Origin of the sequence: Mesorhizobium sp. M0590 (assembly GCF_040320905.1) — a bacterium.
In the GTDB taxonomy this organism is placed as follows: Bacteria; Pseudomonadota; Alphaproteobacteria; order Rhizobiales; family Rhizobiaceae; genus Mesorhizobium.
The window spans coordinates 23461-35440 of sequence record NZ_JAMYQN010000008.1 but is presented as its reverse complement, the minus strand read 5'-3'; the positions used below and the strand labels follow the sequence as shown (position 1 = coordinate 35440).

Sequence of the window (11980 nt, the reverse complement as noted above, 5' to 3'; positions counted from 1 at the left end):
TTTCTTCCCTGCTTTCGGATCTTGTTGGTTTGAGCCCGCGATTGGGTTGGACGCCCATTCTTGATGGCGATGATTGACGGGGGTTCGCGGCCGCGTCAACCGCCTCGCCGAATTGTGTTGCGCGGACCAGCGCCGTCTTCACGGCCTGATGTCGATCGGCGCCTCTATCTTCACCATCTCGAAATCCGAGACCAGGATGTCGAGCCGCGCCGTCCACCGGCCGGCGACCGGGATGACGAGATCGTCGACGCGCCAGGTACCGTCGCCGGGCTTCGTCGCCGGGCGCTTGATGGGTTCGATGCCGGAATCGGGCTTTGACAGCACCAGCGTTACCTGCTTGGCGTCGAGCGGGCCGAAATCGCCGGTCATGATGAAGATCGAAGCGGCAACAGCTCCGGCATGGCCGGGCGCAATGCTGAGGTCGGCCATCGCTTGCAGCGTGTGGATATGCACCGACGCCGGCTGTGCCGCGGCGATCGCCAGCGCGCGCGGCGGCGGCGTGAAGCGCCAGCCGGCGGCAACGCCGAAGATCGCCAGCACGATCAGCAGCTCGATGGCGATCGAGCGGGCCAGCCGCCGCTGGACTTCTGTTTCGCCCGCCTCAGCCGGGGCCGTAAGCTTGAAGCGATTGACGGCGGCGAGTGTGAACAGAAAGACGAGCAGCACCAGCTTGAGCAGCAGCAGCCGGCCGTAAGCGGTATGGACCAGCACCGACGTCGTTTGCACCTGGATGACGGTGAGCACGATGCCGGCTGCCGCAAGCACCGCCACGACGAACAGGATCGCTCGTGAAAACCGGCGCAGCAACGGCCCGGCTTTGTCCGGCTGCCGTTTCAAGGCAAGACCGAGCGGCGCCAGCGCCCCGGCCCAGACGGCGATACCAGTGGCGTGCAGAAACACCATCGGCCGGGTCAGCCATTGCGGCTCGGCGGCACTGGCATGCCCGCTGGCGGCAAGTGCTGCGCCAACGCCAACCAGTCCGGCCAAGGCCAGCGGCTTTGCGTCGGCGGGCGGCACGACCAGCGATAGCAGGCCAAGGCCGAGCGCCATCAGCGCGATCAGCACCGTCCAGCCGAAGCTGGTGCCAAGCCCGGTCTGCCAGATGACCGGCTGCGCCAGCCGGGCAAGCGGCGCGCCGAGTGCATCCAGCCCCTGGAAACCGAGCGACAAGAGTGCGGCGGCCAGCCCGCACAGGATCGCGGCGACGATCATGTTCTGGCCGGATCGGCCGCCTTGCGCCAGCCAGGCCTGCGCAAAGGCACCGCCGACGCCGAAAAACAGGCCGATGTATAGAAAAACCTTGCCGATCCAGATCGCCGTTCGAAGCGCCCGGTCGACAGCTTCGGAGGCGGCCGGCGCAGCACTCGGCGCACCGACCGAGAACAGCACCGAGCCGCCGACCGGATGCCCGTCGGCGGAGATTACCCGCCAGCTCAGCACATGCGTGCCCGACGTCAGCGCCTGCGGATTGTCAATCTCGACGGTCTGGCCGCTGAGCCGGAAAGAGCTCAGCGGGATCGACGTCCCGTCGGGCCGCACCAGCGTCAGCACCAGCGGCGAAACCGGCTCGCTGAAGGTCAGCGACATCTGCGACGGCCTCTGCGCCAGCACCGCACCGTCAGCCGGCTCGGCCTTGATCAGCGCCGCATGGGCGAAGGCTGCGTTTGGCGCGGCAATGGTGGCAAGCAGCACAATCGCAGCCAGCAGGCCTATGGCAAGCCGGCCGGTTGTGCAGGCCGTTCGCAGGATCGATGCCGCGCTCATGTCACCGCCACAAAGACAGCGGCGCGCTCTTTCGGATAGAGCGCGCCACGTAAGGATCACTTCTTCGGCAGCAGCTTGAGGCCGGGCGCCGGAAATTCCAGCGCGTCCTCAGCCTGCCCGGCCGCCGGAATCTCGATCCAGCGATCGGCAACCCCGTCACATTCCTGCACCACCGGGAAATGCAGCGTCTGGCCTGCCGGCAGGTCGGACGCCAGCGTCGCGCGAAAGACGAATTCGTCGTAGAACTCGTCCGGCAGGCTGCCGGCGCTCCAGTCGATCTCCTTGACGCCGCTGGTCACTGCCTGGCCGTAGAGCTGGTAGGACTTTTCGTATTTGCCGTTCTTGACCTGCAGTGTCCAACCCGGCTTCGGCATCGGTTTGACCGAGAGCACCCCTTCCGGGATCTGCACGCGCAGCGCGGTCGTCGCCTTGCCCTCGCAGCCATGCGGCACCCGAAGAACCGCCTTGTAGGTCGAGCCCACCGCCGCCTCCGGCGTTTCGAGCGTGATGTGGGCAAAGGCCGCGCTGGTCCCGAGGGCAAGAAGCACGCAGCCGGGCAAAAGAGATTTCTTCATGATGCTACCTCTCGAAGCGGCCAAGTCAGTCGTCGTCCTGGGGCGCCGCGCTGCCGATGCCTTGCACGGCGAATTCAATCTGCACGGGCCCGGCTTTCTCGAAGGTCAGCGTGGCGGAGAACGTTTCGCCCTCCTTGGGCTGCCGCTTCAAATCCATGAACATCAAATGGTAGCCGCTGCCCGCCAGCGCGACCTTGCCGCCAGCCGGGATTTCGAGGCCGCCGGTGACCGGCCGCATGGTCATGACGCCATTGCTGACGCCCATCTCGTGCAGTTCGGCCTTGGCCGAAATGTCGGAGGTGATCGACAGCAGGCGATCCGGCGCACTGCCGGTGTTGGTGATGGTGAAGTAGCCGCCGGCCACCTTGGCGCCGGCTGGCGTGGCGCGCGACCAGGGGTGCCCGATCTCGAGATCGCCAAGCTTGAACTCGTGTGCCAACACCGTCTGGGCGCTGGCGAACAGGAGGGCAAGAACGCAAAGGGCGATGCCGAGACGCTGCTCGAAACTACCCAGTGCGAAGCGCCTGCGGCTGGATGCGGCAGCGCGAAAAGAGTGAGACATGATTGCTCCGTGGACTTTAAGGGGGATCGCGCCGATTGCCGGTCGCGAACGATGTCGATAAACGCGCCGGCAAAGCGCTGCGCGGCGCGAACCAGAACGGATCAGGCCGTCGCCGGTGGTGCACGCGGATTGGACGGAGTGCGGGCGCGGGCGAAATCGCGATGCCGGAAGGCCGGCAGGAAAAAGGCGATGGTTTCGATGGAAAGGCTGCGAGCCAGGCTCCCGGCTGCATCCAGCGGCGCGTAGACCGCCGAAACGAGATTGCAGCCAAGCATGCAGCAAGCCGGCATGTGCTGCTGATGCGGATCGCCGGCGGGGAGTTGCGCCGCACCGTCATGGGTGCAGATCGTGTTGCCGAAAGCATCGAATTGCGAGGCGTTCGGCGCGACGCCGGAAGCAAACGCGCCGAATATCGACTGGAGCATGAAAAGCCACGCCGCGGCGAACGCGACCGGCATGCTCCATCGTCTCCGGCGTATGGTCAAGAACCAGCCTCTTCACGCAGCAACGTCAGCTCTCTAGCACGGAGCCGGCGGCCGGAAAATCGCCAAAACGTTGCTGCGGCAACGCAACACAATCACGCGCGTTGCGGCTGCCTGCCCTCGGGAATGGACGTCAGCAGCGTGTGGCGGGCCGATTTCAGGTGCTTGCGGCAGGCGGCGTCGACCTTGGCGAGATCGCGCGATTTGAGCGCGGCGATATAGGCGAGATGCTCCTGGACCGCGACTTCGTTGCGCTCGCGCTCCTGCGCCTTGTTCCACTGGTAGTGGTAGTGGAAGATCATGGCGATGACGTCGTAGAAATCGACGATGAAGCGGTTGTGCGACGCCCGATGGATCAGCCGGTGAAAGCGCTCGTCAAGCTCGGAGAATTCGTTGAAGCGCACGGCGATCTCGCGCTCCAGCCGGTGATGCTCGTCTTCCAGGCGGTCGAGGTCGGTCCACACCGGGCTGTCCTCGGGCAGAGCGGCAAAGGCTGCGGCCGAGCGCAGTTCGAACATCTCGCGGATTTCGGTCAACTCCAGCGCGAAGGCGCGGGTAAAGCCTTTCAGCACCCAGTGGCTGTTGCGGCGCTTCTCGATCAGCCCGAAGCGCGAGAAGCGGATCAGGAATTCGCGCACGCTGGTGGTGCCGACGCCGATCTCACGCGCCAGTTCGAGCTCGTTGATCTGCATGCCGGCTTCGGCACCGCTGGCAAGCAGCCGCCGCATGAAGGAGCGCTCGATGATCTCGGCCAGCGTGTCGGTTTCTTCCTCGGGGAAGAAATCGTCCGGTCGCGGTTCGCGCAGGACCGTCTTGCTGCGCTTGTTCCAGTCGATCAGCCCGGTTTCTTCCATGCGCGCAAGGATAGTGCGGACCGTCGTGCGGCTGACGCCGAGCAGCGTACCCAGCTCCGGCTCCGAAGGCAGGCTCCTGGTTTCGTCGAGCAGCCTCAGACCGCGATTATAGGCGTCCTTGTAAACGTTGTTGCTCTTCGACATCCCCTGCCCCGTGGCGCATCTGCGTTTGCGGCCAGTGTGAAGCGTTTCTCGCGCATGAAACCGGTACCTTTTCGGAAAACATCATGCGCAACGCTAGTTTTGGTTGTAGAGCCTACTTCTCGCATCCAAAAGACGCGTCGCGCTCTGGCGAAAAAACAATTGACGCAAAAATGTTTTTTCACGATAAAAGACATTATATGTTAAGAGCCGCGTGTCAATCCGCTCGCGCACCCAGGAACACACCCAGGAAGCTCCCGTGAACGCCGCAAACAGCATTCTTCTGTCTCCCGCCGACAATGTCGCGGTCGCCAATGGCCGCATCGAGATCGGCACCGTGCTGCCGGGCGGCGCCGTCGCCGCCGCAGTGATCGAGCCGGGCCACAAAGTGGCGATCAAGCCGATTGCGGCCGGCGAGGCCGTGGTCAAATACGCCCAGGCGATCGGCCGCGCCACGCAAGACATCGCGCCCGGCGAGCATGTCCATTCGCACAATCTGGTCTTCGAAAGCGGGCGTTTGCCGGTGGTGCCGCCGAGCGAGGCAGTGCATGCGACTGAGGCCGACCGCGCCCGCACCTTCATGGGCTACCGCCGCGCCGACGGCCGCGCCGGCACGCGCAACTTCATCGGCATTCTCGCCAGCGTCAATTGCTCGGCCACCGTCTGCCACGCCATCGCTGACGCGGCGAACCGCACGCTTCTGCCGCAATATCCCGGCATCGACGGCTTCGTCCCGATCGTCCACGGCCAGGGCTGCGGCATGAGCGCCACCGGCGACGGCATGATGGTGCTGCATCGCACGCTGGCCGGCTACGCCCGTCATCCGAATTTTGGTGGTGTGCTGATGGTCGGGCTCGGCTGCGAGGTCAACCAGCTCACCCTCTACGGCCAGAAGGGCGTTGCCGCGGGAAAACGTCATTTCAACATCCAGGAAGCCGGCGGCTCGCGCAAATCGGTCGAGAAGGCGTTGGTCGTGCTGGCCGAGATCGCCGAGGAGGTCGGCAAGCTTCAGCGTGAGCCGATCCCGGTCAGCGAGATCGTCGTCGGCCTGCAATGCGGCGGCTCCGACGGTATGTCCGGCATTACCGCCAATCCGGCGCTGGGTGCCGCGGTCGACATTTTGGCCGGCGTCGGCGGTGTCGGCATCCTCTCCGAGACGACGGAGATCTACGGCGCCGAGCACCTGCTCGCCTATCGCGCCGCCACCCCCGAGATCGCCGCCAAGCTCGACGGTTACGTGAAATGGTGGGAAGACCATGTCGCCAAACATGGCGCTTCCATCGACAACAACCCCTCGCCGGGCAACAAGCGCGGCGGCCTGACCACCATCCTGGAAAAGTCGCTCGGCGCGGTCGCCAAGGGCGGCCAGACGCCGCTCAACGGCGTCTTCGGCTATGCCGAAAAGGTCATCGGGCACGGGCTGGTGTTCATGGACACGCCCGGCTACGACCCGGTCTCGGCCACCGGCCAGGTGGCGGGCGGCGCCAACGTCATCGTCTTCACCACAGGCCGCGGCTCCTGCTTCGGCTGCCGGCCGACGCCGTCGATTAAGGTCGCCAGCAACTCGACCATGTATCACACGATGGAAGAGGACATGGACGTGAATTGCGGCGTCATCGCCTCGGGCGAAAAGACCATCGCCGGCATGGGCCGCGAGATCTTCGAACTGATCGTCGAGACGGCTTCGGGCCGCAAGACCAAGAGCGAAGAGTTCGGCTACGGCGACAACGAGTTCGTGCCTTGGCATCTCGGAGCGACGCTCTAAGCCGGACATGCGCAATAGTCGCGAACACCGGACGTGATCGCCAGGCGTCACAGTTCCAACGCTCCCGAAAAAGAATGAACATTCCATATTGACTGGATGATGGAATTAATATTCCATGCGACGTATTGGAGGAGATTGGCAGCGGAGTTCCGAGGGAGCAAGCTTTCCCGCCCAGCCATTCGAGCGGCCATCAAACATCGCTTGCGCCGACCGAGGTGATGCACTATCAAAATGCGGTAAATGTTTTTTATTGATAAAGTTCCGTTTGGGCCGCGCCATCCGAATGGAGCTTCCGTAACATTCACCGGGCGACTTAGGGAGGACTCCTAATGAAATTCGTGACCAGCATTCTCAATCGCCGCGCCTTCGTGGCACTCGCAGCCGCCTCGATGCTTGCCGGCGTGATGCATTCGGCGCCGGCATCCGCGGCCGACGCGACCATTCCGATCATCGTCAAGGACACCACGTCCTTCTACTGGCAGATCGTTCTGGCCGGCGCCCGCAAGGCCGGCAAGGATCTCGGCGTCAACGTGCCGGAGCTCGGCGCCCAGGCCGAGACCGACGTCAACGGCCAGATCTCGATCCTCGAAAATGCCGTCGCCGGCAACCCGGCGGCCGTCGTCATTGCGCCGACCGAAGCCAAGGCGCTCGGCAAGCCGATCGACGAGGCCGCCACCAAGGTCAAGATCATCGGCATCGACTCCGGCGCCGACTCCAAGGCCTTCACCTCGTTCCTGACCACCGACAACATCCAGGGCGGCCGCGTCGCCGCTGACGGCCTTGCCGCAGCCATCGGCGAAGCCAATGGCGGCAAGGTCGAGGGCGACGTCGCCCTGATCACCGCGCTTCCGGGTGCCGGCTCGCTCGAACAGCGCGCCCAGGGTTTCAAGGAACAGCTCGCCGCCAAATATCCCGGCCTCAAGCTGGTCGCCGACAAATACGCCGACGGCCAGGCCACCACCGGCCTCAACATCGCCACCGACCTGATCACCGCCAACCCCAACCTCAAGGGCATCTTCGCCTCCAACCTGATCATGGCGCAGGGCGTCGGTCAGGCGATCGCCGAGAACAGTCTTGCCGGCAAGGTCGGGCTGGTCGGTTTCGACAGCGACGAGAAGCTGATCAAGTTCCTCAATGACGGCGTCATTTCGGCTCTCGTCGTTCAGGATCCGTACCGGATGGGCTATGACGGCATCAAGACGGCGCTCGCCGCCTCGAAGGGCGAGAAGGTCGAGGCCAATGTCGATACCGGCGCCAATTTGGTTACCAAGGCCAACATGAAGGATCCGAAGATCGACGCGCTGCTCAACCCGAAGCTCGACTGAGCATAGCCGCAAGTGAACTGTTTCCGGGGCCTTTCGCCCCGGAAACATCCCACTCGTGCCAATCGCGAGGCCAATCTTTGGGGGCCAATCTGGGAGGATTGTCATGATGTCGACGGCGCAGGAACTCCATCCGGCCCCAACGCTGGAACCGGGCAGGACCATCCTCGAACTCCGCGGGCTGGAAAAGCGCTATCCCGGCACCCATGCGCTGAAGCCGGTCGATCTCGCCTTCAAGGCCGGCGAGATCCACGCCATCGTTGGCGAGAACGGCGCCGGCAAATCCACCCTGATCAAGCTTCTTACCGGCGTCATGCCGCGCACCTCCGGCGACGTCATCTGGGAGGGCAAGCCTGCCGCATTGGCAACGCCGCATGAGGCGATGGCGCTCGGCATCAATGCCGTGCATCAGGAAGTCGTCCTGTGCCGCCATCTCACCGTCGCCGCCAACATGTTCCTCGGCGAAGAGGATTCCCGCTTCGGCATCCTGCAGCAGCGGGCGATGATCAGGCAGGCGCAGAAGATCATCGACGATCTCGGCTTCGACCTGCCGGCGCATGTCATGCTGGGTGACCTGACCATCGGCCAGCAGCAGTTGATCGCCGCCGCCCGCGCCACCGTGCGCGGCACCAAATTCCTGATCTTCGACGAGCCGACCGCCTATCTTACCCGCAAGGAGGCCGACCAGCTGTTCACGCTGATCCGCCGGCTGAAGGGCGAAGGCGTCACCATCATCTACATCAGCCATCGCATGGAAGAAGTGTTCGAGCTCGCCGACCGCGTCTCGGTGCTGCGCGACGGCACGCTGGTCGGCACCAGGAACATTGCCGAGACCAATGACGCCGAGCTGGTCAAGATGATGATCAACCGCTCGATCGAGCAGGTCTACCACAAGGAGCATTTCACCCCCGGCGCGACCATCGTCGAAACCAGGAACCTGTCCGGCAAGGGTTTCGAAAATGTCTCGATGTCCGTCCGTGCCGGCGAGATCGTCGGCCTCTATGGCCTGATCGGCGCCGGGCGCAGCGAGTTCGTCACCACGCTCTATGGCCGGCACCGCAAATCGGCCGGCCAGATCCTGTGGGAGGGCAAGGAGGTCAAGGTCAATTCCGAACATGACGCGATCAGGCTCGGCATGGCGCTGGCCCCGGAAAGCCGCCGCGACCAGGGCCTCTGCCTCAACCTGCCGGTCGGACTCAACCTCAATCTGCCGATCTACAAGCGCATCTCGAGCAATCTGCTGATCTCCCGCGCGCAGGAAAAGGCGCAAGCCGATCGCCAGATCGCCGACCTGCGCATCAAGACGCCGACGCGCGGCGCGCTGGCCTCCAGCCTGTCCGGCGGCAACCAGCAGAAGATCGTCATCGGCAAATGGCTCGCCCACGGCGCCAAGCTATTCATCTTCGATGAGCCGACTGTCGGCGTCGATGTCGGCACCAAGGCCGAGATCTACCGCCTGTTCGGCGCGCTGTTGTCCAAGGGAGCCGGCATCATCCTGATCTCGTCCTACCTGCCCGAGGTCTATGAGCTCGCCGACACGCTGCACGTGTTCCGGCGCGGCAAGCTGGTGGCCACGCACGGCTTTCGTACCGCTGACCACGAGGAGATCCTCACCCAGGCGCTGGCCGAGAAACAAGAAAAACCGGGAGGACGGATATGAGCACCGAGGCGATCGCTGCCGAAAGGCCGAAACGCAACTACAACGCCCTGTTCGGGCTGACACTGCTGGCGCTGCTGGTTCTTTTATGGATCATCCTGTCGGTGGCGACGCCGAGCTTCGCCTCCGCCAACAACATCTCCAACCTGTTGCGGCAAGGGTCGATGATCGCCATCCTGGCGGTCGGCCAGACCTTCGTCATCATCACCGGCGGCATCGACCTTTCCGTCGGCGCCGTGGTCGGCTTCGCCACCGTCATCGTCGCGATGCTGATCAACGCCGGCACACCGGTTTTCCTCGCCATCCTGATCACCTTGCTGGTCGGCGTCGCCATCGGCATGTTCCATGGGTTCGGCATCGTCAAGATGGGCCTGCCGCCCTTCATCATCACCCTGGCAACGCTGACCTCGCTGCGCGGCATCGGTCTGTTGATGACCAATGGCAACTCGATCTCGATCAACAACGACGCCTTCCAGACGTTCTCGCGCAGTTCCTTCGCCGGCGTCCCCAATCTGTTCTGGATGGTGATCCTGGTCGGCATCCCAGCCTACATCTTCCTGCACCACAGCCGCTGGGGCCGCTATCTGTTCTCGGTCGGCTCCAACGCCGAGGCGTCGCGCCTGTCAGGCGTCAACGTCCAGCGCACCATCTACATGGCCTACACGCTGTCGGGCCTGTGTGCGGCCTTCGTCGGCGTGCTGCTTGCCTCGCGCATCGGCATCGGCAATCCGACGCAGGCCGAGGGCTGGGAATTGCAGGCGATCGCCTCCTCGGTGATAGGCGGCACCTCGCTGTTCGGCGCTGTCGGCTCCGTGCACGGACCGCTGCTCGGCGCCTTCATCCTTGCCACCATCAACAACGGCGCCAATCTGCTCAACGTCAACGCCTTCTGGCAGCGCATCATCACCGGCGTGCTGATCATCGTCATCGTCTATTTCGACGGGCTGCGCCGCCGCGGCAAATAGACTGCCTCCCAACAACCGCCGGCCTCGCGACAGCAGGGCCGGCGGTGCCATGAACCGACTGGATTGAAGCATGAAAGCCGTCGTCTGCCGCTCGCCCGGCGAACTTGTCCTCGAAGATCGTCCGGCGCCTGGCGCGCCCCCCGCCGGCTGGGCGCTGGTCGCCGTCAGCCATGTCGGCATCTGCGGCACCGACTATCACATCTTCGAAGGCAAGCACCCGTTCCTCGCCTATCCCCGCATCATGGGCCACGAGGTTTCCGGCACCGTGATCGAGGTTGGCGAGGACGTCGATCTCGCCGTCGGCGAAGCGGTGATCGTCAATCCCTATCTCGCCTGCGGCAAATGCATCGCCTGCCGGCAAGGCAAGCCGAATTGCTGCGTCAGGATCGAGGTGCTCGGCGTCCACCGCGACGGCGCCATGTGCGAGCAGATCCTGGTGCCGGCGCAAAATCTTTATCCGGCAAACGGCCTGTCGCTGGCCGATGCCGCCGCCGTCGAATTCCTGGCGATCGGCGCCCATGCCGTGCGGCGCTCGCTCGCTGATCCAGGTGCGCGCACACTGGTCATCGGCGCAGGCCCGATCGGGCTCGGCACGGCGCTGTTCGCCCGCATCGCCGGGCTCGACGTGACGCTGCTCGACATGAGTGCGGAGAGGCTGGGTTTCGCCGAAAGCGAACTCGGCTTCGCGACCCTCGACGGCTCGCGGGGCGCTGCTGCCGACCTGGTGCGGGAAGCAACCGGCGGCGACGGCTTCGACGTGGTTTTCGATGCCACCGGCAACACCCGGTCGGTGCAGTCGGCCTTCGCCCATGTCGCGCACGGCGGGGCGCTGGTCCTGGTCAGCGTCGTCAAGGACGACATCGCCTTTTCCGATCCCGAATTCCACAAGCGCGAGATGATGCTGATCGGCAGCCGCAACGCCCTGCGTGCCGATTTCGATCATGTCGCCGCCTCGATTCGCAACGGCGCGCTGCCGCTGGCAAAGCTGGTCACCCACCGCACCACGCTTGGCGAGACGCCGCACGACCTCGCCCGCTGGGCGCATGAGAAGTCCGGCCTGATCAAGGCCGTCATTCAAGTCGGATGATGCCAGGGCTGCCGCATCTCAGAGCGCCGACAATTTGAGCTCGATCCGCTCGGCCGGGAAGCGCGACTCCGAAAACTGTATCGGCTGACCGTCGGGCGTGACGTTGACGGCGACCGTCACCAGCACGATGGCGCCGGGCTGCAGCTCGAGGTCCGCAAGGTCGGCGGCATCGGCATGGCGCGCCGACAGCACGGTCGATTGCCTGAGATAGTCGTCGATGCCGAAACGTGCCAGCGATGCGGTGATCGAACCGGTTTCCGCCATGGCGGCATCGATGCCGGCAAAGCGCCTGGCATCGAACCAGCCGGCCGCGCGGGACACCGGCATTCCATCGGCTTCGCCGCGCGTTTCCAGGCGTATCACATCGGCCCCCGTCGCAAGGCCTAAGCCCTCTGCGACACGACGGTCGGCCGGCTCGATCGATGACGCGAGCAAGGTGATATGCCGCTCGGACGCCTGTCCTTGCAATCCCTCGGAAAAGCGGGTGCGGGCGCCGATCGGATAAGACAGCCGCTTGCGCGACAGCACGAAGGTGCCGCGCCCTTGCTCCGCCCTGAGCACGCCCTCCTGCACCAGCGCTGCGATAGCGCTGCGCACCGTGTGGCGGTTGACGCCATAGCGTCCGGCCAACGCGATCTCCGGCGGCAGCGCGGCATTCTCGGGAAAATCGCCGGCGGCGATCGAATGCAGGATCTGGTCGGCGATCTGCCGCCACAGCGCGACACCGCTGCGCCGCTCGATGCTGTTGGCTTGTCCGATCATCTCCCGCCCCAATTCCTTGCGCCGATCTTTTGGCCCGTGTCACG

Annotated in this window: 11 protein-coding genes; 5 read left to right on the top strand and 6 right to left on the bottom strand. The window is 64.6% G+C overall.

Annotated features, from left to right (window positions below):
- Positions 1-138: 138 nt before the first annotated feature.
- From NKI52_RS15105 to NKI52_RS15085, 5 genes are all read right to left on the bottom strand, one after another.
- Positions 139-1764, bottom strand: a complete 1626-nt coding sequence (locus NKI52_RS15105; protein WP_352698459.1) for a copper resistance CopC/CopD family protein — start codon at positions 1762-1764, stop codon at positions 139-141.
- A 56-nt stretch (positions 1765-1820) separates the two neighbouring features.
- The gene (locus NKI52_RS15100) at positions 1821-2339 is read right to left on the bottom strand and encodes a YcnI family copper-binding membrane protein (protein ID WP_023675213.1); all 519 of its coding nucleotides are present in this window, start codon (positions 2337-2339) and stop codon (positions 1821-1823) included.
- Positions 2340-2364: 25 nt separating this feature from the next.
- Complete coding sequence (locus NKI52_RS15095) at positions 2365-2901, bottom strand: copper chaperone PCu(A)C (protein ID WP_352698457.1); 537 nt, start codon at positions 2899-2901, stop codon at positions 2365-2367.
- 101 nt (positions 2902-3002) lie between these two features.
- Positions 3003-3359 carry a DUF2946 family protein gene (locus tag NKI52_RS15090; protein WP_023675211.1) on the bottom strand — a complete coding sequence of 119 codons (357 nt, stop codon included), beginning with the start codon at positions 3357-3359 and terminating at the stop codon, positions 3003-3005.
- A 119-nt stretch (positions 3360-3478) separates the two neighbouring features.
- Positions 3479-4381 (bottom strand): GntR family transcriptional regulator, encoded by a 903-nt coding sequence (locus NKI52_RS15085; RefSeq protein ID WP_023675210.1) that lies wholly within the window; start codon positions 4379-4381, stop codon positions 3479-3481.
- A gap of 256 nt (positions 4382-4637) precedes the next feature.
- Between NKI52_RS15085 and NKI52_RS15080 the strand changes: the two genes are divergently transcribed.
- From NKI52_RS15080 to NKI52_RS15060, 5 genes are all read left to right on the top strand, one after another.
- A complete protein-coding gene (locus tag NKI52_RS15080) occupies positions 4638-6143 on the top strand; it encodes a UxaA family hydrolase (RefSeq protein WP_023675209.1) in 1506 nt (501 codons plus the stop codon).
- 329 nt (positions 6144-6472) lie between these two features.
- On the top strand, positions 6473-7468 hold the full coding sequence (locus NKI52_RS15075) for an ABC transporter substrate-binding protein (protein WP_023675208.1): 996 nt from the start codon (positions 6473-6475) through the stop codon (positions 7466-7468).
- A gap of 103 nt (positions 7469-7571) precedes the next feature.
- On the top strand, positions 7572-9125 hold the full coding sequence (locus NKI52_RS15070) for a sugar ABC transporter ATP-binding protein (protein WP_352539443.1): 1554 nt from the start codon (positions 7572-7574) through the stop codon (positions 9123-9125).
- On the top strand, positions 9122-10087 hold the full coding sequence (locus NKI52_RS15065; RefSeq protein ID WP_352448376.1) for an ABC transporter permease: 966 nt from the start codon (positions 9122-9124) through the stop codon (positions 10085-10087). The genes NKI52_RS15070 and NKI52_RS15065 overlap by 4 nt, the downstream gene beginning before the upstream one ends.
- A 70-nt stretch (positions 10088-10157) precedes the next feature.
- A complete protein-coding gene (locus tag NKI52_RS15060; protein WP_352698455.1) occupies positions 10158-11174 on the top strand; it encodes a zinc-binding alcohol dehydrogenase family protein in 1017 nt (338 codons plus the stop codon).
- An 18-nt stretch (positions 11175-11192) separates the two neighbouring features.
- Here the strand turns inward: NKI52_RS15060 and phnF are convergent, their stop codons facing one another.
- Positions 11193-11936, bottom strand: coding sequence for a phosphonate metabolism transcriptional regulator PhnF (gene phnF / locus NKI52_RS15055; RefSeq protein WP_352698453.1), 744 nt, complete (start codon positions 11934-11936; stop codon positions 11193-11195).
- Positions 11937-11980: the final 44 nt, after the last annotated feature.